A 24764-nucleotide genomic window follows, 5' to 3' on the forward strand; every position below is an offset into this window, starting at 1 on the left:
TTTCTTTCGTGTACCAGATTGAGAATGTTTTGCGACCCTACGCGTGGGGTTCGACGACGGCGATCGCAGGCTTGCTGGGGCGGCCGGCATCGGGTAGTCCCGAGGCTGAAATGTGGATCGGAGCACATCCTGACTCCCCCTCCACGGCCATTCACCCGAACGGTGTGACACAGCCGCTGAACGCCCTGATCGAGTCGGATCCCCAGCGCGTCCTGGGTTCGGAGAGCCTGGCCGAATTCGGGCCCCGCCTGCCCTTCCTAGCCAAACTGCTGGCTGCTGAAAAGCCGTTGTCCTTGCAGGTTCACCCCAGCCTGGAGCAGGCCCGGGAAGGTTTCGCCCGGGAGAATGCGGCCGGAATCCCTGCAGATGCCGCGAACCGCAACTACCGCGACGACAACCACAAACCGGAGATGATCTTTGCCCTCACTCCGTTCAAAGCACTGTGCGGGTTCCGCTCTCCCGCGGCTTCCCGGAGCATCTTCGAGCATTTGGCCCATGTCCTCGATTCGGCGGCAGTCGAGGTTCCTCCTGTCCTGAAGGCCGTCATCTCCGATCTCGGTGAAACTGATCAATCTTCTGCCCTGAAGGCGGCCTTCAGCCGCCTCATCCAGGGCGGCCGCCAGGTCTCCGATGCCATCGACGAGATAGTTGCCGTCCTGTCCGCCGGCGCGCCGCTCGAGCCCCACCGCGAAGCCCTGGCGGCCATGCTGGACGTCAACGAGGCCTTCCCCGGGGATCCCGGCGTGCTTATCTCGCTCCTGCTCAACCACCTGTCCCTGGAGCCCGGCGAAGTGGTCTACCTGCCCGCGGGCAACATCCACGCCTACCTTCACGGGTTGGGTGTGGAAGTCATGGCTTCCTCCGACAACGTGCTGCGCGGCGGGCTCACTCCCAAACATGTGGATGTGCCCGAGCTGCTTAGGACCGTTCGGTTTGAAGCCCTCGGAGTGCCTCGCGTTGAGGCAACCGGCACGGAGTTCGGGCAGGAACTGTACCGCCCGCCATTCAAGGAATTCCAGCTGCAGCGCATCGAACTTGACCCGGGTTCCGAACCGGTTCCTCTGGCGCAAGCCGGACCCGCCGTCGTCGTGGTTGTTTCCGGTTCGGTGATGCTGGACTCCCCCAAGAGTGATCTCCTGCTCCAGCGCGGCGGTGCCGCCTTCATTCCTGACATCGAGGCTCCGGTGAATGTCCACCCCGTCCAAGGCGCCACAGAGACGAGCATCGCCTTCGCGGTCACCACAGGGCTGGGGAACTGAAGCATGGAGTTTTTCCTGCAAACGTCGTCGTGGGCTGCTGTCCAGCGTTCCTTGGGACGCCGCGTCCATGAGCAGTCCGGCCCGGGCTGGAGCTTCCTTGCGATCGAGGAGAAGAACCCGGCCGGCAAGGTCATTTATGCCCCCTATGGCCCTGTAGCAGAGTCCGTCGAAGCGTTCGACGCCGCCACTGCTGCCTTGGTGGCCTTGGCGAAGAAGGAGCATGCGGTCTTCGTCAGGATGGAGCCCGCAGCAGCAGGTTTCACAGCGTCCGACGCCGGCCCCCTCCTTCGCGCGCGCGGCTTGCGTCCCGCCCCGGTCAACCAGCAGCCCGAGCTCAGCTGGATCGTGGACCTGGAGGGCGACTTCAAGGACGTCCTTGCCGGCATGAAGCCGACCAACAGGAACCTGTACCGGAACATCCACAAGAAGGGTGTGACGTTCCGGGCTTCCCAGGATCCCGCGGACATCTCGGTGCTCCTGCACTTCCTCCACCTCACGGCAGCCCGCAATGGGTTCAAGCCCCAAAGCGACGAGTACCTCACCCAGGTTGCCGCGTCCCTGCTGCCCTCCGGCGCGGGAACTCTGTTCATAGCGGAACTGGAGGGTGAACCGATCGCAGCTGCCTTCGCGTACGACTCCGCCGACACCCGCGTGTACGCCCACGCGGCCCTGGACGATACCCACCGCAAGCTCAGTGCAGGCATCCCGCTCCTGGTGACGCTCATGGCCGATGCCAAGGAAAAGGGCCTCAAGCACGTGGACCTCTGGGGCGTGGCACCCGAGGACCAACCGGACCACAAGTGGGCCGGATTCACGGCATTCAAGAAGTCCTTCGGCGGCCGCGAGGTCTCCTACCCCGGCACCTGGGACCTCCCGGTCAACAAAATCCGCTACGGCGCCTACCAACTGGCAAGGGCGCTGCGGGATAAGCTCCGCTAGTCGCTGGCTCGCCGTGGCTCACGGCGTGTCGGCAGGGTTCCCACATCAAAGTGGGGTGGTGAGGGCACACCCCGCGCTCTGCCCTACCCACCCCACAACAGCGCGAAGCCGGAAGCCGCGGCCATCGCATCCGGACAGCGAAAAGCGCCCTATCGCGTCAGCGGCATCAAATCGACGAGGTACGAGGAGATAGCCGCAGAGCGATAGGGCGCCTTTCGCGTCAAAGACGCGACAGCAACGGGGTGGTTACGGCTTGCGCGCGTACGTCTCCCACTTGGACGCGTGGTGCTCGGCGTCGACAAAGCGGACCGTCCCGGACTTGGAACGCATCACGATGGACTGCGTCATGACGCGGTCTTTCTGGTAGCGCACGCCGTGGAGGAGATCGCCATCGGTGATGCCGGTGGCAGCGAAGTAGCAGTTGTCCGAGGTGACGAGGTCGTTGGTGGACAGGACCCGGTCAAGGTCGTGTCCGGCGTCGATGGCCTTCTGCTTCTCTTCGTCCGACGTAGGCCACAGGCGGCCCTGGATGACGCCACCAAGGGACTTGATGGCGCAGGCGGCAACGATGCCTTCGGGGGTGCCGCCGATGCCCATGAGGGCGTCCACCCCGGTGCCGGAGCGGGCAGCCGCGATGGCACCGGCAACGTCGCCGTCCATGATGAACTTGGTGCGCGCACCGGCTTCGCGGATTTCCTCCACGAGGGGCCGGTGGCGGTCGCGGTCAAGGATCATGACGTTGAGCTGGTTGACCTTGACGCCCTTGGCCTTGGCAATGAGGTGCAGGTTCTGCTTGACGGGCAGGCGGAGGTCCACCATGTCCGCGGCTTCGGGGCCGGTGACGAGCTTCTCCATGTAGAACACGGCGGAAGGGTCGAACATCGACCCACGCTCAGCAACAGCCAACACAGCCAGGGCGTTGTTAATACCGAGGGCAGTCAGGCGGGTTCCGTCGATGGGATCGACTGCGACGTCACACTCGGGGCCGGTGCCGTCACCTACCTGCTCGCCGTTGAACAGCATGGGAGCTTCGTCTTTTTCGCCTTCACCAATGACCACAACGCCGTTGAAGTGGACCGTGTGAAGGAACGAACGCATGGCGTCGACAGCGGCGCCGTCTGCCTTGTTTTTGTCACCGAAACCTACCCAGTGGCCACCGGCGATGGCCGCTGCCTCGGTGACGCGGACGAGTTCAAGCGCAAGGTTGCGGTCGGGTTCGTCGATGCCGACGGCGAGCGACGGCGAAATCGTGGAATACTGCTGGGTCATTGGTGCAGGAGACACTTGAACCTCTTCTTCGAGTGACGATTCACGGGACCGGACACAGTTGCACAGGGCAACCCGGGTTCCTCTACAACCGATCATAGTCGCCGCATCCGTTGCGGGTCGTTGGATGACCTCAGTCCGCAATACCAGCGATGAGCTTGCCGGATGTGTGTTCCCTGCCGAGATAAGGGACCATGGAAGGGTGAGTGAAACGCAGGACAAGCCCCCAGCAGACAGCCAGCCTGATGCTGCACCGGCCCATCCAACCGATGCCCCGGTAATCCCGGATGCCCCTTATAGACCCGTCATTGCAGCGAAGGCCGCCAAACGGGCCAACGCTTCGGTCATCGGCATGGTCATTGCCCTGCTGCTGTGCGTCCTGGCCTTCCTCCCCATCGTTTTGATGAACCCGGCACCTAAAAGCGAGGGTTTCAGGCCGAATGTCGACGTGTCGGCCATCGCCCGCAACGCCGCAGGTGTGGCAGGATTCACACCGGCCACTCCTGATACCGGTGCCGCGTTCAGGCCGAACTATGCCCGCTGGGAGTCCGGAACGGGAAGTGGCGTCCCGACGTGGGAGGTTGGTTTCCTGACCCCCAAGGAGGCCTTCATCGGCCTGACCCAAACCGCCCAGGCCAACCCCACCTGGGTGCTGCAGCAGACAGATAACCTTCCCGTCACCGGCACGCGCAATGCCGGCGGCCAGGACTGGGAGCTGCGGGATTCCGGCAAGGAAAAGCGAAGCATGGTCCTGGAGTACCGCGGGACGACAATCATCCTGAGCGGCACCGCAAGCCTGGACGAGTTCGCAACGCTCGCGGCCGCCGTCGTGAAGTCCGTTGAGCAGGCCCCGCTGCCGTCCGCACCGGCCACTCCTTCGTCGCAACCGTCCGCTTAACCGGCGCAACAGTTTCACGGACTGCCCTGTCCGCGTCGTAAAGTAAGGCTCGTGCCTACTTACCTGACTCCAGCCCTGGCGTGGCGCCGTCTCCGCGAGGGCAACGAACGTTTTGTTTCCGGCGAATCCCTGCACCCCAACCAGGATGCTTCGCGACGATCTTCACTCATCGAGAACCAGAATCCCTTTGCCGTCATCTTCGGCTGCTCGGATTCCCGGCTCGCGGCTGAAATCATCTTTGACCTGGGCCTCGGTGATGCCTTCGTGGTCCGCACCGCCGGCCAGGTCATTGACGACGCCGTTCTTGGCTCCCTCGAATACAGCATCAGCGAACTCCGTGTTCCGTTGATCGTGATTCTGGGCCACGACAGCTGTGGTGCCGTAAAGGCCACCAAGGCTGCCGTCGAAACGGGCGAGATGCCTCCGGGCTTCATCCGTGACCTCGTGGAGCGCATCACGCCCTCGGTCCTGACGGCCAAGCGCAACAGCCAGGAAGACGTCAACGACATGGTGGTGGAACACGTCAAGCAGACTGCGGCCCGGCTGGCTGACAGTTCGCGTGTGATTTCCGACGCCATCGACGAGGGCCGCGTGGCCGTCATCGGCCTGTCCTACAAGCTCGACGAGGGCCGCGCAGCCCTCGTTTCCGGGATCGGCAAGCTCTAGGAGCACGTGCTCCGGCCCCCGCGCCGGAGCACGTAGCACTCCCCTCCGGGTTTTCTGTGCGGCGCCCAATCGCCCTAAGCTAGCCCCATGACTTCCACCACTGAGTTCCGTATTGAACATGACACGATGGGCGAAGTTCGCGTCCCCGTGAACGCCCTGTACCGCGCCCAGACGCAGCGTGCTGTGGAGAACTTCCCGATCTCCGGCAAGACGCTCGAGCGCACCCACATCGAAGCCCTGGCCCGCGTGAAGAAGGCCGCTGCACTGGCGAACGCCGAACTGGGGGTGCTCGATGGCGAGCTCGCCGAGGCCATCGCTGCCGCTGCCGATGAGGTTGCCACCGGCAAGTACGACGGCGACTTCCCGATTGACGTCTTCCAGACCGGCTCGGGCACTTCCTCCAACATGAACACCAACGAGGTCATCGCCGAGCTTGCCTCGCGCGCCCTCGCGGCTGCCGGGAGTGACAAAGTCGTCCACCCGAACGACCACGTCAACGCTTCCCAGTCCTCCAACGATGTCTTCCCGACGTCCGTGCACGTCGCCGCTACCTCGGCCCTGATCAATGACCTGATCCCGGCCCTTGAGTACCTTGCAGCGTCCCTGGACCGTAAGTCCGCCGAATTCAAGGACGTCGTCAAGTCCGGTCGCACGCACCTCATGGACGCCACGCCCGTCACACTGGGCCAGGAGTTCGGTGGTTATGCGGCGCAGGTCCGCTACGGCATCGAACGCATCAACGCAGCACTCCCCCGCGTTGCCGAAGTTCCCCTCGGTGGCACCGCTGTTGGCACGGGCATCAACACCCCGGCCGGCTTCCCGGAGCGCGTCATCGAATTGCTCGCCGCCGACACCGGCCTGCCCCTGACCGAAGCCCGCGACCACTTTGAAGCACAGGCGAACCGCGATGGCCTCATCGAGGGTTCCAGCCAGCTGCGCAACATCGCGATCTCCTTCATGAAGATCAACAACGACCTCCGCTGGATGGGCTCGGGCCCCAACACGGGCCTCGGCGAGATCGCCATTCCGGACCTTCAGCCGGGTTCATCGATCATGCCGGGCAAGGTCAACCCGGTCATCTGTGAAGCTTCCATCATGGTCTGCGCCCAGGTCATCGGCAACGACACCGCCATTGCGTGGTCCGGCACCAACGGCGCCTTCGAACTCAACGTGGGCATCCCCGTCATGGCCGCCAACCTTCTTGAATCCATCCGGCTGCTGGCCAACACCAGCCGCGTCATGGCCGACAAGATGATCGACGGCATCACGGCCAACGTTGAGCGCGCACGCTTCCTGGCCGAAGCCTCCCCCTCGATCGTGACCCCGCTGAACAAGTTCATTGGCTACGAGAACGCCGCCAAGATCGCCAAGATCGCCGTCAAGGAGGGCTTGACCATCCGCCAGGCCACCGAGAAGCTCGGCTTCGTCGGCGAGGGTGAAGGCAAGGTCTCCGAGGCCGAGCTCGACAAGGCCCTCGACGTCACCACCATGACGTCCCCGGCGCACAAGGCCTAGCCCCTGGCCTAACGCTCAACGCACGACGGCGGCCGGTACCTTTCATCTGAAAGGTACCGGCCGTCGGCGTCCCCGGAGTTTTTTGTACGGCTGATGCCCCGGAGAGCCGCCCTGATGGGCATCAGCCGTGGCATAGACTCAACTTTTTTGCACTTTTCTGCCTGGAGTGCAAAACTTTACTTTGTGAGCAATAGTGCAAATACCGACGGCGGCCTCCGCGAGCGCAAGCGGGCCGCCACGCGGACGGCGATTACCGCCGTCGCGCGTTCCCTGACCGGGGAGCATGGCCTCAGCGGTTTCACGGTCGAGGAAGTCTGCGAAGCGGCCGGGATTTCGCGCCGGACCTTCTTCAACTACTTCCACTCCAAGGAAGACGCCGTGATCGGCTCGTTTTCCGACGAACTCCCTGAAGAGGCGCTGGAGGCGTTCAACCGAAATCCCTCCCGCACGTCCGGCAGCATCTCTGAAACGCTCCTCGCGGCGCTGCATGTCCTGACGGTGAACCTGATGGAGCGTTCCTCCATCAGCCGTACCGAAGTCCAACAGTTCATCGCCGCCATCACCGCCGAACCGCAACTCCTGGCCCGGCTCACTCTGGAAGGGGAGGCCCGCGAACGTCAGTTCGCAGCGCTCGTGGCCGCCCGTGAAGGACTGGATCCCGAGCACCCCGAAGTCCTGACCGCGACCGTGCTGTTCGGGGCAGTCTCCAAAAAGACAGCACAGCAATTTTTCTCGGAGGACAACACCCGCCCCTACCGCGGGATCCTCGAACAGAACCTCAACGCCGCACGCAAACTCTTTGCCCAACCCCTGGCCACGAGCCAGCAACTGGGCCCCAACCCCCTTGAAACCCCGAAGGACCCCGCATGAGTACACTTACGAAAGCAGCGGAACCCCTGCTGCTGACCCAGAAGAGAATCTGGATCATCTTCTCTGCGCTGATCGCAGGCATGCTCCTGTCCAGCCTCGACCAGACCATCGTCTCCACCGCCATGCCCACTATCGTGGGCAAACTGGGTGGCGTGGAGCACCAGGCCTGGATCACCACGGCATACCTCCTTGCGACCACCATCGTGATGCCCATCTACGGCAAATTCGGTGACATCCTCGGGCGCCGCAACCTGTTCCTGATCGCCATTGCCCTGTTCACCCTGGCCTCCGTGGGTTGTGCGTTCGCTACTGACTTCTGGGGCTTCGTGATCTTCCGGGCCATCCAGGGCTTGGGCGGCGGCGGCCTCATGATCCTCTCGCAGGCCATCATCGCCGACATCGTGCCTGCCAAGGAGCGCGGCAAGTACATGGGTCCGCTGGGTGCCATCTTCGGTCTTTCCGCTGTGGCCGGTCCGCTGCTGGGCGGGTTCTTCGTGGACCACCTCACCTGGGAATGGGCCTTCTACATCAACATCCCCATCGGCATCGCTGCGTTCATCACGGCCTGGTTCACCCTGACCCTGCCGAACAAGAAAGCCGAAAAGAAGATCGACATCCTGGGTGTCCTCTTCCTCTCCGCAGCCACCACCTGCCTCATCTTCTTCACCGACTTCGGTGGCAAGAAGGATGAAGGCTGGGATTCGCCGCTTACCTGGGCCTTTGGCGCAGGCATGGTCCTGGCGGCCTTTGCCTTCGTGATGGTTGAACGGCGTGCCGAGGATCCCATCATTCCCCTGAGCCTGTTCAAGAACCCGATCTTCATCAACGCAACAGCCATCGGTTTTACCCTTGGCCTGGGCATGTTCGCTGCGATCGCCTTCGTTCCCACGTTCCTGCAGATGTCCTCAGGCACGTCAGCTGCCGAATCAGGCTTGCTGATGCTGCCGATGATGGTGGGCCTGATGGGCACGTCCATCTACTCCGGTATCCGCATCTCCAAGACCGGCAAGTACAAGATGTACCCGATCCTTGGCGCGGCCCTCACGATCGCTGCGATGCTGTGGCTGACCACGCTGGCGGCATCAACCCCCATCTGGGTCATTTGTGTCCAGCTGTTCATTTTCGGCGCGGGCCTGGGCTTGATCATGCAGGTCATCGTCCTGGTGGTGCAGAACTCCGTGCCGGCTGACCAGATCGGCACGGCCACCAGCACCAACAACTACTTCCGTGAGGTGGGTGCTTCGCTCGGCGTCGCCGTGTTCGGTGCGATTTTCACCAACCGTTTGTCTGCTTCGTTGACCGAAGCGTTCACGGGTGCCGGTGCTTCCGCGGAGCAGGCTTCCCAGTCCACCAGCACGCTGGATCCGCAGGCGTTGTCTCAGCTGCCTGAGCAGTTGCGGGACGCCATCGTCAACGCTTACGCCAACTCACTGGCACCTGTCTTCTGGTACCTGGTGCCGTTCATCGCCATCGCTCTCATCCTCGCCATCACGCTCAAGCAGATCCCCCTCTCCGACACCGCCGGCATGGTGGCACGCGGTGAAGCTGTGGGCGGCGCGGAAGCTGACCGTCTCGAGGCAGAACGCCTGGAAACTGCCAAGCTGGAAGCCGGTCTGGCCGCTTCGGACGGCCCTGATAAGGACCGCACCGGGGCCGCACGGCAGTAGCGTCAGTCCTCCAACTGGTACGCCACGGGGCCTTCGGGCTCCGTGGCAAGCCTGATTGCTTCAAGGTTTCCCGCGCTCATGTCCGGTAGGTCATCCAGCGCGAACCATCCGACGGCGAGCGATTCGTCGTCGTTCACCCGGGCTTCCCCCGACACGTAACGGCACCGGAAAGTAATGTCCAGGAAATCGCAGACGTCACCGTTGGGGAAGGTCACCGGCCCTACCACCCCGACGCCGATGATCCGCTCGGTCTCCGCCACCACAGCGGTTTCCTCGAAGATTTCCCGGACCAGCCCGGGCGCGGGATGCTCCCCCGGTTCCAGCATGCCGGTGATCAGTGCCCAGTGACCGTTGTCGGCACGCTGGCCCAGCAGCACCCTGCCTTCGTCATCGAAGACCACTCCCCGCACGGCCGGAAGCCAGAGAGGATCGTTGCCGATCTTTTCCCTCAGTTTGAGCACGAATTCCGGTGCACCCATGGTGTCAGCTTTCCTTAAATTCGATCGTGGCATGTGAGTTGCGCAAGGTGAGGACGTCGCCGTCGAGCTTCCACTGGACGGGTTGCTCAAAGAGCTTCTCTGTCCACGCTTGGTAACTGGCTGTTGGCCCTTCGCAGCCCCTGTCGGTGGCGGCCATCCAAAGCTGCGTCATGACATTAGCCTGCACCGAAACTGCAACCTGCAGGTGATTGCACGGGGTGTGAACGAAGAGGGTCCACTGGCCGTTGGCGTGCCGCGAGCTGACCCTCAGCGGTTCCGATTCGAGCCACGCCACGTTTCCTGTGGCGTCGGTTCCCCGCACGGTCGTATATTCGGCACAGCCCAACGGCCCTCCTTCGCAGGGGGTCTCCGGCCCCTGGGTGGGATACGGCTGTTCGGCAGCGCCGGGCTGCAGCGTAGTGGCAGGCTGCAGCGTAGTGGCAGGCTGCAGCGCAGTGCCAGGCTGGCTGCTGGACACGGCGGTGACGTCAGGACTGTTGATTGTCTGCGCGCATCCAGCCAGCAGGAGCCCACAGGAAAGGGAGGCTCCCAGAAAGAACCCCCAGCTCATCCGTCGCACAGCACCCTCCTGCCACCGTCATGCACAGGCAAACACCCGCTGGGCTAAGCATGCCGCAGTGCGGTGAACGCGAAAATACGACGACGGTTGCAGTTCGGCCGCAGTTGGAGTCGTCATGCGGGTAAGAGCACCATGGCAGTTCCCGCCCCCGCCAGCATGAACGGGCCAAAAGGAATGGCCGAACGCAACGTGCCGCGGCGTGTCAGCAGGATGGCCAGGCTCCACAGACCGCCCAGGACAAAAGCGGCGAACGTCCCTGCGAACACGTGGCTCCACCCCAGGTAGCCCAGGTAAAGCCCCAACACACCAGCCAGCTTGACGTCACCAAAGCCCATGCCGGGCGGATGGATGATCCGCAGCACGAAATAGAAGAGCCACAGGACGGCCCCTCCAGCGAGGACCCGGATTCCAGGCACCGCGAACACGTCCGCAGACAGGTGGTCCTGGCCCGTTCCAGCGAAGAATGCCAGGAGGGATACCGCCAGCAACAACACCCCTGCTACGGCGTACGAAGGGAAAACGATGCGGTTCGGCAACAGGTGGCTCCGCACGTCGATCACCGTGAGCTGAACAGCCATCACCAGGAAGTACAGGCACGCGGCCGTCAGCAGCCAGAAGCCCAGCGGACTGGCGTCCCAGAGGTCGGAGAGTCGTCGGATCACTCTCGGATGCTATCCCGCTTTGGCCGCCAGGCCCGCTTGAACGACTGGGTAAACTGTGGATATGGGGAGCTACAGTGCAGGAGGACCGGGATTCGACTTGTCCTCCACCTTCCGGAATCTCTGCCGTTCTTCGCCGTGGAAATGGACGAGTCTACGCTTCGAGTACCTGGAACGGCCGGGGACGGGAGCCACCATGGTCCGCGCGTGGTTGAGGCGACCGGGCGCTCTTCGCCTGGAAACACCGGACGGCCAACTGCTGCACAGCACCACCGGCATCAATGACTCCCGGGATGACCTGTACGTTTCCTCAACACGCCGCTCATGGTTGCTTCCTGCCCACCTGGTGACGCCCGTATATGACGACGCCGGCCTGGTCCGACGGCGCCCGGAGGCCGCCTACGGTGAGCCCTCGTTCGGCAATGGGCGCCTTGCTGCCGCTCTCGATCCCGTGGAACTGGCAGGGAACGCGCCGGTCCCTTTGGAATTTCCGGACACCAACCGTGTCTTCCTTGAGCCGCCGAGGGAGGTTGACCACGAGGGCCGCCCAGCGTTGGAAACGATTGTCACGCGCAGCAGGACCTATGTTCCCTCGGACCCGGCAGCGCCGTTGGTCCACCCCGGCCGGACGCTGATAAGGATCGACGTCGGCACTGGGGTTTGCGTTGCCAGCCAAAGCCTGGACGGGGACTCTTCGGGAAAAGGCCATTGGCTGAAGGTTCTGGCCGTGGACGAGTACATGCTGGACGATCTGTTCCTGGCGGAGTCCATGAACCTCACTGACGTACGCCGCCACATCCCGTGGGACATCGGCCCGGCCGCCTGAAAACCGGTGCCCTCGGCAGGCATCGTGGGAAAGCGCCCGTGACATAGGGCCTGCCTGCGATGTGACTCGCCTGGCCCGCCTTGCCGGGCTAAGCTACGGCGATGACACCCCTGGCAGATATCTGGCCCCCGTTCGGACTCACCCTCACCACCCCGAGGTTGACCATCCGTCCAGTTTTCGACGACGACATCCCCGCCGCCGTGGCGGCCGCGCGTTCCGGAGTCCACGAGCCAGGCAAGAGCCCGTTCAGCACCCCGTGGACCGACCTGCCGGCCGACGAGCTCGCCCCCAACATGGCCCAGTGGTACTGGCGCTGCCGGGCGAACTTCACCGAGGACTCCTGGACCCTCCTCCTCGCCGTGTGGCACGAGGAGGACTTCCTGGGAGTCCAGGACATCGGCGCCAAGAACTTCAAGACCCTCAAGACAGTGAGTACGGGATCCTGGCTCAAGCAGTCCGCGCAAGGCCAGGGCTTCGGCAAGGAGATGCGCGCCGCCGTCGTCAGCTTCGCTTTCGATGACCTGGGCGCCGAAGTCGCCGAGTCCGAAGCGGCCTCCTGGAACCAACAATCCCTGGGGGTCTCCACCAGCCTGGGCTATGAACCCAATGGCATCTTCCGCGACGGCTGGGGGGACAAAGTCCAGGAAGTCCAAAAAGTCCGCCTCACCCCGGAAACCTTCAAACGCCCCAACTGGACCCTCAAAGTCCAAGGCCACGAAGAACTGAGAACGTACCTCAAGCTCTAACGGCTCTCCGGCAAGAGCGCGGCTGCGGCCTCCCGGAAAGGGGCGCATCGCAACGCATCGGACCCCGAAGGTCGTCCAGCGACCTTCGGGGTCCTTTTGCGTTGTGTCCAAGCGACGGCGAAGGGCCGTGGCCCGGCGAACCGGACCACGGCCCTCAGCAAACGCAGCTTAGATCTCAGCCCCTTCGAGCAACTCCGTCACCAGAGCAGCAATCGGCGACCTCTCGGACCTGGTCAGCGTGATGTGCCCGAACAGCGGGTGTCCCTTGAGCGTCTCGACCACCGCTGCGACACCGTCGTGGCGTCCAACCCGGAGGTTGTCGCGTTGGGCGACGTCGTGGGTGAGGACGATCTTGGAATTTTGTCCGATGCGGCTCATGACAGTGAGGAGGACGTTCTTCTCCAGTGACTGGGCTTCGTCGACGATCACGAAGGCGTCGTGCAGCGAACGTCCACGGATGTGGGTCAGGGGCAGGACTTCGAGCATTCCCCGGTCCATGACCTCCTCGACGACTTCCTGGCTCACCAGTGCGCCCAGGGTGTCGAACACTGCCTGGGCCCACGGGTTCATTTTTTCGGATTCGGAGCCCGGGAGGTATCCGAGTTCCTGGCCGCCCACGGCGTACAGGGGACGGAACACCACGACCTTGCGGTGCTCGCGGCGTTCCAGGACGGCTTCCAGTCCTGCACAGAGGGCCAGTGCGGACTTGCCGGTACCGGCCCGTCCTCCGATGGAGACGATGCCGACGGCGGGGTCCATGAGCATGTCGATGGCGAGCCGCTGTTCGGCCGAGCGTCCGTGGAGTCCGAAGACGTCACGGTCGCCCTTGACGAGGCGGACCTGCTTGTCGGCGCCTACCCTGCCCAAGGCGGAGCCGCGGTTGGAGAGGAGGACCAGCCCGGTGTTGACGGGGAGTTCGGCGGCGGCAGGGATGAAGACTGGTTCGTGCCCGTAGAGGGTGGTGATTTCATCGTCGTTCGCTTCCACCTCGGCCATTCCGGTCCAGCCGGAATCCTTGACGAGTTCGTTGCGGTATTCGTCAGCTTGCAGCCCCATGGCGGATGCCTTGACGCGCATGGGCAGGTCCTTGGAGACCACGGTGACGTTGTGGCCCTCATTGGCCAGGTTCTTGGCCACAGCCAGGATGCGGCTGTCGTTGTCACCGCCACGGAATCCTGCCGGCAGCACGTCCGGGGAAATGTGGTTCATTTCCACCCGGAGCATTCCGCCGTCGTTCCCGATGGGAATGGACCGGTCCAGGCCACCATGTTCGATCCTCAGATCGTCCAGGAGCCGCAATGCTTTCCGGGCGAAGTACCCGAGCTCGGGGTCGTGGCGTTTTCCTTCCAGTTCGCTGATGACCACAATGGGGACGATGACTTCGTGTTCAGCGAATCGCAACAACGCATGGGGATCGGACAGCAGGACGGACGTATCAATCACGTAGCTGCGGCCTGTGACGGACGTTTCCGTCCGCGCTGGTTGTGGGACCCGCTTGGTGCGAGAGGTAGCTGCACTTTCCCCGTCGGAAACCATTGCGGGCAGTTGCTCAGAAATAGCCACATCGACTCCAGCCCCGGGCAGTTCGCCCGGCCTAATGGTGAAGCGGCTCGGCCGGAAGGCCGGGCGCGGCCTTCCATGTAACTGGTGCGATGTTCCGCTCCATATACTGGCCTCCCCGATCAGCGGGCGGTTTTGCCTGCTGATGGGTTTAACGTAATCCCACTCACAAGAAATTCCGCTACGTGAGTCGGCAAGTCGTATGTCCGGCTGATTAATTCCTCATGAACCGGAGCGCACCTAGGTTCCGTACCGGCGCTGGCGCCCGGCATAGTCCCGGAGCGCGCGCAGGAAATCGACCTTGCGGAATGCCGGCCACAATGCCTCACAGAAGTAGAACTCGCTGTAGGCACTTTGCCACATGAGGAAGCCGGAGAGCCGCTGCTCGCCTGAGGTGCGGATGACCAGGTCAGGATCGGGCTGGCCCCGCGTGTAGAGGAAGCGGGAGATGTCGTCCACCGAAAGTTCATCTGCGACCTCGGTCATGGTCCGTCCCTTGGCGACGGCATCGTGCAGGAGTTCCCGGACGGCGTCGACGATTTCCCGGCGGCCACCATAGCCCACGGCAACATTTACGTGGATCTTTTCGTGCACCGGCGTGCGCGAGGTCAGCTTGTTGAGCCGTTCGGCGAGGTAGTCCGGGAGGAGCTCGGGGGCACCCATGGCGTGGACTGAGACGTCTTCGTCTTCATCCAGGCGGTCCATGGTGTTGGCGATGATGCCCATGAGGAGGTCCAGCTCTTCACCGGAACGGTTCATATTGTCCGTGGAAAGCATGTAGAGCGTCACGACTTTGACGCCAAGCTCCTGGCACCAGCCGAGGAATTCATGGATTTTATCGGCCCCGGCCTGGTGCCCCTGGCTGGTGGGTGCGTTGAATTGGCGTGCCCACCGACGGTTGCCGTCGACCATGACGCCGATATGCCGCGGGATCTGGTCCTGCTTCAGGGAACGCAGGAGCTTGCGCTCATAGAAGCCATAGAGGAAACCGGGCAGCTCCACCGGACTCTCACCTGACTTCCTTGCTTGTACGACGACGACGCACATCCAAGGCTACCTTCCCGAGATGGGGAGCCGGTGCAGTCGGGCGTCAAAATCCCTCGCCGTCTTGTTACCCTGCGGTAACTTACTGGAACGTAAGTTATGGTTTAACCATGGCTGAGCTCCTCGAAACCAAGCCCGTCTGGCGCGGGTGGATCCACGCTGTGGCGGCTCCTTTTGCCCTGGCTGCAGGCATCCTCCTGGTGGCACTCGCCCCCACACCAGATCGCAAAATCACGTCAGCCATCTATGCGTTGACCGGCTTCCTTTTGTTCGGCGTCAGCGCCGTCTATCACCGGGGCAACTGGTCCCCCAAGGTCCGTATGGTCCTCAAACGGCTGGACCACACCAACATCATGCTGGTTATCGCCGGCAGCTACACCCCACTTGCCTGGTCCCTGCTGGAACGCTCCGAGGCTGTCACCCTGTTGTGGCTCGTGTGGTCCGGGGCGATCGTCGGCGTGCTCTTCAGGATTCTCTGGACACACGCTCCGCGCTGGCTGTACGTCCCCGTCTACATCGCGTTGGGCTGTGGAGCCTTGTTCTACCTGCCGCAATTCTTCGCCGCGAACGCCCCAGCCGCGATCCTGATCTGCGTCGGGGGCGCCTTGTACATCGCGGGCGCCGTGTTCTACGCCCTCAAGAAGCCGAACTTCAGCCTGAAGCACTTCGGCTTCCACGAACTCTTCCATGCCTTCACGGTGCTGGCCTTCGCGGCCCACTTCATCGCGATCATGATTGCTGTGCTGAGCTAGACAGCACGGATCCTGTCAGTCGCCCGATCCCATCGCGTTCAGGCGCGACAGGACGGCTGCCACATCCCCCAGCGGCCTTTCACATACCATGTCCCGGCACAGGTAGACCTGCGGGGAGCCGTCCGGCGACCCTGACCTGTGGAGAAGCAGTGGCACGTCATGGTCCCCGGCCGGGGACCCGGCGTCGTCCGCCTGCAACGCGACCACCAGCCCAGGGCTGGGAGACGTCAGCAGCGCTCGGTGCAGTTCGCGCTTCAGCGGCGAATCCGGACCGGCCACGGCTGCCTCCACGGGGCCGGCGAGAGCGGCTTGGGCGGTGGCCAGGAGCCAACCGGCGACGCGCGGCGCCTGGGTGGCGAGAGGCGGGAGCAGGCCAAGGATGTTGCCCGCCATGAGCCGGTGCTCGTGGGATCCGGAGTAGGCAGCGTAGGACAGGAGAACCCCGGCGAAGCCTGCCGCTCCGCTGGGTGTGGCGTTGTCGAAGGGGTCCAGCGCTGCGTGCTGACCCTGGGCGTTGAAGACCTGCGCAGACTCCCCCGTCGAGTCGGCAAGGTGTCCATCCTCCACGAACCGTGAACACGCAGCGAGGACCAGCTCTTCCGCGAGCAGGTACCAGCGTTTGGTTCCCGTCACGGCGTACAGGGCCAGGAAGCCCTCGGCGCAGAAGGCATAGTCCTCCAGGAGCCCACCGATTCCGCGCGCCTGGGAATCATGGGAGACCCGGCCCAGCGTGCGTGAAAGACCTTCCCAGTGGACCACGGCGAGGTACTCTGCCACGTTTCCAGCCGCCTCTATCAGGTCCGGACGGCCCAGGATGGCGCCTGCCTCGGCAAGACCAGCCACGGCGAGCCCATTCCACCCGGCCACCACCTTGTCATCCCTGGCTGGCTGGTCCCGGAGCCCGCGGGCGGCCTTCAAGGCGGGCACGACCCGCTCCCAGAGCCGGCCGTCGGCGTCGGACAGCTTCCGGCCGGGATGAAGCGGCGAGCCAAGCTCCGACACCGTCCCCTCGACACCAATGTTCATCATGCGCGCCACCGCCGCGGCGTCGCCGGGTTCCAGCGCCTCCGCCAAAGATGCCAGGGTCCACAGATACGTGGCGCCTTCGTGATGTACTCCGTCCACGACCGTGTCGGCGTCCAGCGATGATGCCAGGGCACCGGACGGGAGGCGCAGGGACTCCAGCATCCAGTCCGCGCACGCTGAGGCTGCAGCTTTAGCCTCGACTGCCGAATAGACGTCGTTGCCGCCCAACCGCACCCAGTGCGCGTAAACCCGGAGCAACTGCGCATTGTCGTAGAGCATTTTCTCGAAGTGCGGGACAGACCAGTCAGCCGTGACCGAGTAGCGGGCGAATCCGCCGTCGAGTTGGTCGCGTAAAGCCGAGCGGGCCATGCCCGCCAAGGCGCGTCCAGCCGTATCCTTGGCGGCGTCCGCTGTTTCGGACGGTACAGCCGCGTGCCGGATCAGGAACTCAAGGACCGCCGACGGCGGGAACTTGGGGGCGCTGCCGAACCCGCCGGCGTCGGGGTCTTCAGAGCGGGCCAGAACGGCTACAGCCTCAGGGAGCAGGCCGGCATCCAGCACCTCCGGCGGACCATCGAGATGAACTATCCCGGAAAGTTGTGCGTTGGCCAGGGTGGCGGCCAGTCCGCGGGCGTTTTGCTCCACCCCTTCGCGGCGCTCCACCCAGGCCTCGTGGACGGCTTCAAGGACGTTGCGGAAGGAAGGCCGGCCAGGCAGGGGAATGGGCGGGAAGTACGTTCCTGCGTGGAAGGCGAGCCCGTCCGGGGTGAGGAAGACGGACATCGGCCAGCCGCCTTCGCCACTGATGGCCTGGGTCGCGGCCATGTACACGGAGTCGACATCCGGGCGTTCTTCGCGGTCAACCTTGACCGGGACGAAGTGCGCATTCAAGTAATCGGCTGTTTCCTGGTCTTCGAAGGACTCGTGGGCCATGACGTGGCACCAATGGCATGCCGCATAGCCGATGGACAGGAAAACCGGGACATCACGTTCGGCGGCGAAAGCAAAAGCTTCGTCGCCGAACGGACGCCAAAACACGGGATTGTCCGCGTGCTGCCGCAAATACGCAGAAGGTTCCGAGCCCAGGGCATTGCTTGCCCAGGGCGAACCGTTACCGGTGGCGTCAGCGGGTCCGGGGACCGGCATCGTCGTTCTCGTCGGAGGCGCCGCCGGCGGGACCGGCGGAGGCTCCGCCGGCGGGACCGGCGGAGGCTCCGCCGGCTGCGGGGCCCTCGGCTGGGTTGCCGGCCTCTTCCTCAGCAGCCAGGCGCGCTTCCTCAACCTGTGCCCGGTAACGGACGCGCCGGATGCGGCGAACCATGTCCACAATCAGGAACGTGGTCAGGATGACGATGAAGGCCGTGAGGACAAAGCCCCATGTGCCGGGTGTCACCTGGTCCTCGGACAGGCCGGGCCGCAGCGTGCCCGAGGGGTTGGGCGACGGAGTGACGGTCAGGGCGAGAATCAAGTGGTGCACGTTCAAACCTTCTATGGGAGCTGATGCATGCCGGCAGTCAGCACGTAACCGGAACCGGGTGGGACTGGCTGCAACTTCTACGGGCGATAGAAACTGCCGGAGTTCCTATCTTATCCCCGCGAACAGGTCCTTTTCCGGCAGTTCGGACGGGACGGTGGACTTGATCAGGGTGTAGTCCTCCCACGGCCACGCCGTCCGCTGAAGATCCGGTGAAACCGCGAAGAAGAACCCGAGGGGATCGATCTGCGTCCGGTGCGCCCGAAGGGCATCGTCCCTCGCTTCGAAGAAATCGCCGCAATCCACCTGGGTGGTGGTCTGATGCCCCGGAGGAACGGGGGCGTGCCCTTCGGCATCGGCTTCCAGCCAGGCCGCCAGCCGCTCGGCGTAGGGAGATTGCAGGCCCGCTTCCTCCAACGCGAAGTGCAGCGCACGGAACCGCTCGGGGCTGAAGGCGCGGTCATAGTAGAGCTTGCTCGGTGCCCACGGCTCCCCCATGCCCGGGTAGCGGTCCGCGTCACCGGCCGCGTCGAAGGCTTCCACCGCTACCTTGTGGGCCATGATGTGGTCCGGGTGAGGGTAGCCACCGTTTTCGTCGTAGCTGATGATCACGTGCGGCTTGAAGCTGCGTACCAGCCGGACCAAGGGCGCCGTGGCACGCTCCAGGGGCTGGAGTGCAAAGCATCCGGGCGGCAAGGGCGGAAGGGGATCGCCCTCGGGCAGGCCGGAGTCAACGAATCCCAGCCATCGTTGCTGGATGCCCAGGACCGCGGCCGCGTTTGCCATCTCCAGGCGGCGTGCGCCGGCCATATCCCGCTTCGGGTGCGGATCGGCCTCCATGGCCGGGTTCTGGATGTCACCGCGCGAGCCATCTGTGCATGTAGCGACCATGACGTCTACTCCCGCGGCGGCGTACATTGCCATGGTTGCCGCACCCTTGCTGGACTCATCATCCGGGTGGGCATGGACGGCGAGCAGCCGCAGCTGCTGGTCGGAACTGCTGGACGCTGTCACGTGACGGCTCCTCTTTCGTGGATCAAGCTGGGTGGGCGGTGATGGGGCGCCGGGATCGGCACTAAACTGGACGGGTGACTTCAGAGGACCTATCGGCCACCCAAGTACCGGCAAGCACCAGCCTAGCCAATCGCTACGGTGGTCAAAAGCGCGCCATGACCCGCAAAACCAAGCGGAACATCATCATCGGCGCCCTGGTCGTCGGGATTGGCTTCGCCGCGTATGTGGCAACGGGTTCCGCACAGGCTCCGGTCACGTTCAAGGACATCGGGTACAGCACTGTGGACGGCACCCAGGCAGAGGTCGATTACCAGGTCACCAAGTACCCCGGAGCCACCGCCAAATGTGCCATCAAGGCCTTGGATTCCAAGTTCGCGGTGGTGGGATGGAAGGTGGTCGAGATTGGACCCAACGATCCCCAGGACGACCCCGACGGCGGCAGTACCACCGTCCAGCGCACGGTCCTGCGTACTGAGTCGCCAGCGGTCTCGGGCGTGGTGGACAATTGCTGGATCGTGGACAGCGGTAAATAACGATCGTGTGACCCATGACTCACCCAGTTTGGGTTCATCCAGAGGATTTACTACAATGGATGAAACCTTCACCCCGTTAAGTTGGTTACTGAGTTCCACTAGTGGCCATCTCGGCGGGGTCTTTTGCATTTGTCAGATCTAGAGGAGAAATCCGTGTCTACCACCAACAGCGCCACTGCGGCTTGGCTTACCCAGGAAGCTTTCGACCGCTTGCAGGCTGAGCTGGACCACCTTTCCGGCGCTGGCCGGGCGGAAATCGTCCAGAAGATCGAAGCTGCCCGCCAGGAAGGCGACCTGAAGGAAAACGGCGGCTACCACGCAGCCAAGGAAGAGCAGGGCAAGATCGAGGCCCGCATCCGCCAGCTCACCGCACTCCTGCGTGATGCCCAGGTTGGCGAAGCACCGGCCGATGACGGAATCGTCGAGCCCGGCATGCTGGTTGTTGCCCGCATCGCCGGCGACGAAGAGACGTTCCTGCTGGGCTCCCGCGAAATCGCCGGGGACTCCGATCTGGACGTCTTCAGCGAGAAGTCACCCCTGGGTGCAGCCATCATCGGGCACAAGGAAGGCGACAGCCTGAGCTATGTCGCCCCCAACGGCAAGGAAATCCCGGTGGAGATCGTTTCCGCCAAGCCTTACGTCGCCTAAGAAGCGGCGCACCTGAACTGAATAAACCACGCCGGCCCACCCCTTTCGCGGGGTGGGCCGGCGTTTTTGTTCCAAATGCCTGCCCAACCAGGTGACAGCAAACGTCGCTGTGAGGGCCCGTGAGGACGCTGGCTGTCAGCTAGTTGGGTTGGAGGGCCGTGGACTTGGGACGTAACAAGACCGCTGCAACGATGCCGCCGACCGCTCCGCCGAGGTGCGCCTGCCAGGAAACGTAGCCCATTACCGTCGGCAGCACCCCGAACAGGATGCTGCCGTAAGCCATGAAGAGCACCACGGAGAGCAGGATCTGCCACCAGTTCCGGTTGAAGAATCCACGGACCAGCAGGAACGCGAAAAATCCGAACACCAAACCGGACGCCCCCACCGTCACCCCTCCCCCGCCAATGAGCCACACCGCGAGCCCGGACCCCAGCCAGCTGAAGGCCAATGCCGTGATGAAGACACGGATGCCGGACAGGAACACCAGGAAGCCGAAGATGATCAGGGGCAGCGTGTTGGAGAGCAGGTGGTTGAAGTTCGCGTGGAGCAGCGGGAACGTCAGGATGTCCAGCACGCCGTCCATGGAGCGGGAGCGCAGGCCGAAAGTGGAGTTCAGGCCGTGACGCATCAACGTGTTCAGGATCTCGATGACGTAGAGCAGGATGACGAAGCCGCCCATGAACAGCAGCCCGCCCTTGGCCCGTCCAGCAAGCGACTCCCGGGCCTCTTCCTTGGACCCTTCAGGCGTTCCCAGCACCATGGGCGCTCCTCCCGTCAGTGCACCACGATCGGCTGGAAGCCCTCGGCCCGCAGTGCGCCGAGGACCTGTTCGCCGTGTTCGTGGCCCTTGGTTTCCAGGTTGATGGTGATGGAGACGTCTCCCATGCTGATGGAACCGCCCAGGCGGGTGTGGTCCAGCCCGGTGACGTTGGCATCGTTTTCGGCAATGATGCGCGCGATCGTAGCCAAGGAACCGGGTCGGTCATCCAGCATCATGCGGACGGTCATGAACCGGCCAGCGGCCGACAGACCGCGCTGGATGACTTTGAGCATGAGCATGGGATCGATGTTGCCGCCGGACAGTACGACGGCGGTGTTCCCCGGGTTCTCAATCTTGCCATCCATCAGCGCGGCTACTCCGACCGCACCGGCGGGCTCAACCACCATCTTGGCCCGCTCGAGGAGGAAGATCAGCGCCCGTGCGAGGGAATCTTCGCTGACAGTAACAACATCGTCCACGAGCTCGCGGATGATGCTGAAGGGCAGCTGGCCCGGCCGGCCCACGGCGATGCCGTCAGCCATCGTGGTGACCTTCTTGAGCGGCACCAGCGCGTCGGCAGCGAGCGATGGAGGGTAGGCGGCAGCGTTTTCAGCCTGGACGCCGATCACCCGGATCTCACGGCCAAGCTCCTTGGCCTTGGCTTTGATGGCTACCGCAACCCCGGCCAGGAGTCCGCCGCCGCCCACGCCCATGAGGATGGTGTCCACGGTGGGAATCTGCTCCAGGATCTCGAGCCCGATGGTTCCCTGGCCCGCAACGACGTCCACATTGTCGAAGGGGTGCACGAACACCGCCCCGGTTTCATTGGCGTAGCGCTGCGCTTCCGCCAACGCTTCGTCCACGTTGTGGCCATGCAGGACAACCTCGGCGCCATGGCTGCGGGTGGCGGCCAGCTTGGGCAGCGCCACACCGAGTGGCATGTAAATGCGGGCGTTGATGCCCAGGCTCTTCGCGGCTACCGCCACGCCCTGGGCGTGGTTGCCTGCGGAGGCCGCCACCACGCCACGCTTCTTTTCGTCCTCTGTCAGGCGGGCCATGCGTACGTAGGCGCCCCGGACCTTGAAGGAACCGGCGCGCTGCAGGTTCTCACACTTGAAAAAGACGTTGCCGCCCACGAGGCTGCCAAGAGCACGGGACGACTCCACCGGAGTCTTGGTAATAATGCCCTCGAGCAGCTCCTGCGCCTTAAGGACATCGTCCAGCGTGACGGGCAGGGTTTCGAGGGTATTCACTGACTATTCTCCTTTGGTGGTGTCGGCAGCAGGGCCCTCAGCAGAGGAGCTTCCTGCGGCCTTGTTCTTGCCTGCGATGCCTCTACCGAGGCGGGATTCGGGCAGTGGAAGGTGCACATCCTTGAAGTTGGCGTCTCCGCCGTGCCCCGTGGAAGCAACTGCCGGTTGTGTCTCCACACCGCCCAATCCTTCATCATGTTCCCACGTCCGGCCTGCAATGTACCGAACGGCCGTGTTTACTACGGCAAGCAGCGGGACTGCGAACAGCGCTCCCGGGATGCCGGCGAGGTAGGAGCCTGCCGCCACTGAGAGGATCACGGCGACCGGGTGCAGCGCCACGGCCTTGCCCATCACCAGGGGCTGCAGGATGTGACTTTCGAGCTGCTGGACCAGCAGGACGATTGCCAGCATGATGAGCGCGTTGATGGGCCCGTTGGCGACGAGTGCCAGCAGCACCGCAATGGCCCCGGTCACCAAGGCACCGACCACCGGAATGAAGGAGCCGATGAACACCAGGACCGCCAAGGGAAGCGCCAGCGGAACCTGGATGATGGCGGCACCAACGCCGATGCCCACGGCGTCCACGAACGCCACGAACATCTGGATGCGCACGTAGCTGACCATGGATGTCCACCCGCGGCGCCCGGCACCATCGGTGGCCCGTCGGGCGGCCTTGGGCAGGAGGCGCACCAGGAAGCCCCAGATCCTGCTGCCTTCGAGCAGGAAGAAAATGAGGATGAACAGTGCCAGGACAAGTCCTGCGGCAAAGTGCCCGGCGGTGCTGCCGAAGGACAGGGCGCCGCTGAGGATGCTGCTGCTGTTGTTTTGCAGGGCATTTGCGCCGTCGGCAATGTACTGGTCGATTTGGTCAGCGGTCAGATGGAGGGGACCATCGGCCAGCCACGTCTGGATTTGCTGGATTCCCGCCAAGGCCTCCTGCCAGAGCTCGCCGAAGCCGGAGACCAGCTGCCGGCCCACCAAGGCGAGCGCGCCGGCGATGACGCCGATGAAGCCCACCACGGTGATAGCGACGGCGGCCCCATTGGGCACCTTGCGGTTGCGCAGCCACGCCACCACCGGATACAGCAGACCGGCCAGCAAGGCAGCAACCATGACCGGGATGATGAGGAAGCTGACTTTGCCCAGCAGCCAAACGAGCGCGCCGATCATGAGCAGGATCAGTCCCGCCCGCCACGACCAGGCAGCAGCAATGCGCACCCCGTAAGGGATGTCTTCGGCGATTTGGCGGTCAGAGCGGGATTTGGCGTCCGGTGTTGGCGTCATGAACCCATAATTCCGCAGGGCACGCCGTATGGGAAACCGGCCCGCGGAGCAAGCACAAAAGCCTTAGAGCGATGCAGTGATCCCCCATGTCATAGTGAACGACTCACCAACTGGCACCCATCGCAGGCCATCGCCGCTGTTGAAGGCGTTGGCCGGGCCTGTCATCGGTTCCAGAGCCACGGCTTTGGACCGGCCAGGGAAAGTGTCAGTGACGAAAACATGGACGTATTGGCAGTTCTCGTCCTGCTCAAGGCTGACGCTGCGGCCATCGGGGGCAGTCAGCGTGTGGCGGGCCACGCCGCCGTCGTACGCCAAATCCGTCAAGGCGACGTCAATCAACAGGTTCCCCACCGACGCTCCGGCCGAAAGATCGTAGGGCCCATCCGCCGGGGCGGTACTGCGGGGAATCAGACGCTCATCGGCCACCAGCCGGGTTTGGGCCTGCACCGTCAGGACCAGGTCCTCAGGTGCGACGTCGCCGAGGCGCAGGTAAGGGTGTGCGCCAAGGACGAAGGGCGCACTGGCTTGGGATTCATTGACCAGCGACTGCGAAACGCGAAGCCCCAGGTCTTCATCCAACTCATAGCGAACCCGGTGCCGCACCAGAAACGGGTAGCCGTGCTGCGGGAAAATGGTGGCTTCGAGCGTCACGCTGAATTCTGATTCGTCCACCAGTGAGTAGGCGGCGTTCCGCAGGAGCCCGTGGCTGGCGTTGTTACGGGAGACCTCGGTGATGTCGAGTTGCTGCTTCTTGCCGTCGAGGTACCAGACCCCGTCTTCCACCCGGTTGGCCCAGGGGGCCAAGGTAATGCCCGTGGCGCCGGGGGAAATCTGGTCGTCCCCGTAGCTTTCCGTCAACTGCACGCCGCCGCGGGAGTACAAGCGGAGGCCGGCGGCCAGTTCGGTGATCACGGCGAGCGCATCGCCCCTGCGAAGCTCGAATTGGCGGCCCGTGGCAAAGCGGCGGGACTCGGAGGGGAGGGTGCGATCGGCGGAAGATGGCGAGGCAGGCATGGCAATACCGTACTGCATCACGGAAGCAGCGA

General features: G+C 63.8%; 25 protein-coding genes. 12 read left to right on the top strand and 13 right to left on the bottom strand.

The window, feature by feature from the left end; genetic code table 11:
* Positions 1-8: 8 nt before the first annotated feature.
* Together manA and QF015_RS04185 are read left to right on the top strand one after the other, a co-directional pair.
* Positions 9-1259, top strand: a complete 1251-nt coding sequence (gene manA, locus QF015_RS04180; RefSeq protein WP_429387240.1) for a mannose-6-phosphate isomerase, class I — start codon at positions 9-11, stop codon at positions 1257-1259.
* Between the two features lie 3 nt (positions 1260-1262).
* Positions 1263-2198, top strand: a complete 936-nt coding sequence (locus QF015_RS04185; protein WP_429387241.1) for a lipid II:glycine glycyltransferase FemX — start codon at positions 1263-1265, stop codon at positions 2196-2198.
* Positions 2199-2444: 246 nt separating this feature from the next.
* On the opposite strand, the gene glpX is transcribed toward QF015_RS04185, so the two are convergent.
* Positions 2445-3467: a class II fructose-bisphosphatase gene (gene glpX / locus QF015_RS04190; RefSeq protein WP_310202461.1), complete on the bottom strand. Its 1023-nt coding sequence runs from the start codon at positions 3465-3467 to the stop codon at positions 2445-2447.
* Between the two features lie 199 nt (positions 3468-3666).
* Here glpX and QF015_RS04195 point away from each other — a divergent pair, with 199 nt between their 5' ends.
* From QF015_RS04195 to QF015_RS04215, 5 genes are all read left to right on the top strand, one after another.
* Entirely contained in the window at positions 3667-4362 is a 696-nt protein-coding gene (locus QF015_RS04195; protein WP_429387243.1) for a DUF4245 domain-containing protein, read from the top strand.
* Positions 4363-4413: 51 nt separating this feature from the next.
* Complete coding sequence (locus tag QF015_RS04200; RefSeq protein ID WP_310201698.1) at positions 4414-5028, top strand: carbonic anhydrase; 615 nt, start codon at positions 4414-4416, stop codon at positions 5026-5028.
* Positions 5029-5115: 87 nt separating this feature from the next.
* Positions 5116-6543: a class II fumarate hydratase gene (locus QF015_RS04205; RefSeq protein ID WP_310201700.1), complete on the top strand. Its 1428-nt coding sequence runs from the start codon at positions 5116-5118 to the stop codon at positions 6541-6543.
* 183 nt (positions 6544-6726) lie between these two features.
* On the top strand, positions 6727-7413 hold the full coding sequence (locus QF015_RS04210; RefSeq protein ID WP_429387246.1) for a TetR/AcrR family transcriptional regulator: 687 nt from the start codon (positions 6727-6729) through the stop codon (positions 7411-7413).
* Positions 7410-9080, top strand: a complete 1671-nt coding sequence (locus QF015_RS04215) for an MDR family MFS transporter (RefSeq protein ID WP_310201704.1) — start codon at positions 7410-7412, stop codon at positions 9078-9080. Before QF015_RS04210 ends, QF015_RS04215 begins: the two co-directional genes overlap by 4 nt.
* 2 nt (positions 9081-9082) lie before the next feature.
* Here QF015_RS04215 and QF015_RS04220 read toward each other — a convergent pair whose 3' ends face one another.
* The 3 genes from QF015_RS04220 to QF015_RS04230 form a co-directional block, all read right to left on the bottom strand.
* Positions 9083-9559, bottom strand: coding sequence for an NUDIX hydrolase (locus QF015_RS04220; protein WP_429387248.1), 477 nt, complete (start codon positions 9557-9559; stop codon positions 9083-9085).
* 4 nt (positions 9560-9563) lie between these two features.
* Positions 9564-10130, bottom strand: a complete 567-nt coding sequence (locus QF015_RS04225; protein ID WP_429387798.1) for an META domain-containing protein — start codon at positions 10128-10130, stop codon at positions 9564-9566.
* Positions 10131-10252: 122 nt separating this feature from the next.
* The gene (locus QF015_RS04230) at positions 10253-10801 is read right to left on the bottom strand and encodes a prepilin peptidase (protein ID WP_429387250.1); all 549 of its coding nucleotides are present in this window, start codon (positions 10799-10801) and stop codon (positions 10253-10255) included.
* A 61-nt stretch (positions 10802-10862) separates the two neighbouring features.
* On the opposite strand from QF015_RS04230, the gene QF015_RS04235 reads away from it, so the two are divergent.
* Together QF015_RS04235 and QF015_RS04240 are read left to right on the top strand one after the other, a co-directional pair.
* Positions 10863-11624: a hypothetical protein gene (locus QF015_RS04235; protein ID WP_429387252.1), complete on the top strand. Its 762-nt coding sequence runs from the start codon at positions 10863-10865 to the stop codon at positions 11622-11624.
* Between the two features lie 101 nt (positions 11625-11725).
* On the top strand, positions 11726-12370 hold the full coding sequence (locus QF015_RS04240; RefSeq protein ID WP_429387254.1) for a GNAT family N-acetyltransferase: 645 nt from the start codon (positions 11726-11728) through the stop codon (positions 12368-12370).
* A 168-nt stretch (positions 12371-12538) separates the two neighbouring features.
* Here the strand turns inward: QF015_RS04240 and QF015_RS04245 are convergent, their stop codons facing one another.
* A complete protein-coding gene (locus QF015_RS04245; RefSeq protein WP_310201714.1) occupies positions 12539-13933 on the bottom strand; it encodes a PhoH family protein in 1395 nt (464 codons plus the stop codon).
* 237 nt (positions 13934-14170) lie between these two features.
* On the bottom strand, positions 14171-14977 hold the full coding sequence (locus QF015_RS04250; RefSeq protein ID WP_310201716.1) for an isoprenyl transferase: 807 nt from the start codon (positions 14975-14977) through the stop codon (positions 14171-14173).
* 107 nt (positions 14978-15084) lie between these two features.
* Here QF015_RS04250 and trhA point away from each other — a divergent pair, with 107 nt between their 5' ends.
* Positions 15085-15726, top strand: coding sequence for a PAQR family membrane homeostasis protein TrhA (gene trhA, locus QF015_RS04255; protein ID WP_429387258.1), 642 nt, complete (start codon positions 15085-15087; stop codon positions 15724-15726).
* 15 nt (positions 15727-15741) lie between these two features.
* On the opposite strand, the gene QF015_RS04260 is transcribed toward trhA, so the two are convergent.
* The 3 genes from QF015_RS04260 to mca form a co-directional block, all read right to left on the bottom strand.
* The gene (locus tag QF015_RS04260) at positions 15742-17898 is read right to left on the bottom strand and encodes a thioredoxin domain-containing protein (RefSeq protein WP_310201720.1); all 2157 of its coding nucleotides are present in this window, start codon (positions 17896-17898) and stop codon (positions 15742-15744) included.
* Positions 17876-18229: a hypothetical protein gene (locus QF015_RS04265; RefSeq protein ID WP_429387262.1), complete on the bottom strand. Its 354-nt coding sequence runs from the start codon at positions 18227-18229 to the stop codon at positions 17876-17878. Before QF015_RS04265 ends, QF015_RS04260 begins: the two co-directional genes overlap by 23 nt.
* A gap of 105 nt (positions 18230-18334) precedes the next feature.
* Entirely contained in the window at positions 18335-19240 is a 906-nt protein-coding gene (mca, locus tag QF015_RS04270) for a mycothiol conjugate amidase Mca (protein ID WP_310201724.1), read from the bottom strand.
* Positions 19241-19314: 74 nt separating this feature from the next.
* Between mca and QF015_RS04275 the strand changes: the two genes are divergently transcribed.
* Positions 19315-19773: a DUF4307 domain-containing protein gene (locus tag QF015_RS04275; protein ID WP_429387264.1), complete on the top strand. Its 459-nt coding sequence runs from the start codon at positions 19315-19317 to the stop codon at positions 19771-19773.
* 153 nt (positions 19774-19926) lie between these two features.
* Positions 19927-20421: a transcription elongation factor GreA gene (gene greA, locus QF015_RS04280; RefSeq protein WP_026542824.1), complete on the top strand. Its 495-nt coding sequence runs from the start codon at positions 19927-19929 to the stop codon at positions 20419-20421.
* Between the two features lie 139 nt (positions 20422-20560).
* Here greA and QF015_RS04285 read toward each other — a convergent pair whose 3' ends face one another.
* The 4 genes from QF015_RS04285 to QF015_RS04300 all read right to left on the bottom strand — a co-directional run bounded on the left by QF015_RS04285 (position 20561) and on the right by QF015_RS04300 (position 24732).
* Positions 20561-21181, bottom strand: coding sequence for a rhomboid family intramembrane serine protease (locus tag QF015_RS04285; RefSeq protein WP_310201729.1), 621 nt, complete (start codon positions 21179-21181; stop codon positions 20561-20563).
* A gap of 14 nt (positions 21182-21195) precedes the next feature.
* A complete protein-coding gene (gene ilvA, locus QF015_RS04290) occupies positions 21196-22434 on the bottom strand; it encodes a threonine ammonia-lyase (RefSeq protein ID WP_310201731.1) in 1239 nt (412 codons plus the stop codon).
* Positions 22435-22437: 3 nt separating this feature from the next.
* Positions 22438-23718 (bottom strand): AI-2E family transporter, encoded by a 1281-nt coding sequence (locus tag QF015_RS04295; protein ID WP_310201733.1) that lies wholly within the window; start codon positions 23716-23718, stop codon positions 22438-22440.
* A 63-nt stretch (positions 23719-23781) separates the two neighbouring features.
* The gene (locus QF015_RS04300) at positions 23782-24732 is read right to left on the bottom strand and encodes an aldose 1-epimerase family protein (RefSeq protein ID WP_429387268.1); all 951 of its coding nucleotides are present in this window, start codon (positions 24730-24732) and stop codon (positions 23782-23784) included.
* Positions 24733-24764 lie beyond the last annotated feature (32 nt).

Origin of the sequence: Paenarthrobacter sp. TE4293 (assembly GCF_050435325.1) — a bacterium.
GTDB classification, from domain to species: Bacteria; Actinomycetota; Actinomycetes; order Actinomycetales; family Micrococcaceae; genus Arthrobacter; species Arthrobacter nitroguajacolicus_C.

Coding starts and splice junctions, on each gene's coding strand:
- QF015_RS04185 (WP_429387241.1), top strand. CDS start 1,263: ATGGAGTTTTTCCTGCAAACGTCGTCGTGGGCTGCTGTCCAGCGTTCC.
- glpX (WP_310202461.1), bottom strand. CDS start 3,467: ATGACCCAGCAGTATTCCACGATTTCGCCGTCGCTCGCCGTCGGCATC.
- QF015_RS04205 (WP_310201700.1), top strand. CDS start 5,116: ATGACTTCCACCACTGAGTTCCGTATTGAACATGACACGATGGGCGAA.
- QF015_RS04215 (WP_310201704.1), top strand. CDS start 7,410: ATGAGTACACTTACGAAAGCAGCGGAACCCCTGCTGCTGACCCAGAAG.
- QF015_RS04220 (WP_429387248.1), bottom strand. CDS start 9,559: ATGGGTGCACCGGAATTCGTGCTCAAACTGAGGGAAAAGATCGGCAAC.
- QF015_RS04225 (WP_429387798.1), bottom strand. CDS start 10,130: ATGAGCTGGGGGTTCTTTCTGGGAGCCTCCCTTTCCTGTGGGCTCCTG.
- QF015_RS04235 (WP_429387252.1), top strand. CDS start 10,863: ATGGGGAGCTACAGTGCAGGAGGACCGGGATTCGACTTGTCCTCCACC.
- QF015_RS04240 (WP_429387254.1), top strand. CDS start 11,726: ATGACACCCCTGGCAGATATCTGGCCCCCGTTCGGACTCACCCTCACC.
- QF015_RS04250 (WP_310201716.1), bottom strand. CDS start 14,977: ATGTGCGTCGTCGTCGTACAAGCAAGGAAGTCAGGTGAGAGTCCGGTG.
- trhA (WP_429387258.1), top strand. CDS start 15,085: ATGGCTGAGCTCCTCGAAACCAAGCCCGTCTGGCGCGGGTGGATCCAC.
- QF015_RS04260 (WP_310201720.1), bottom strand. CDS start 17,898: ATGCCGGTCCCCGGACCCGCTGACGCCACCGGTAACGGTTCGCCCTGG.
- QF015_RS04285 (WP_310201729.1), bottom strand. CDS start 21,181: ATGGTGCTGGGAACGCCTGAAGGGTCCAAGGAAGAGGCCCGGGAGTCG.
- QF015_RS04295 (WP_310201733.1), bottom strand. CDS start 23,718: ATGACGCCAACACCGGACGCCAAATCCCGCTCTGACCGCCAAATCGCC.
- QF015_RS04300 (WP_429387268.1), bottom strand. CDS start 24,732: ATGCCTGCCTCGCCATCTTCCGCCGATCGCACCCTCCCCTCCGAGTCC.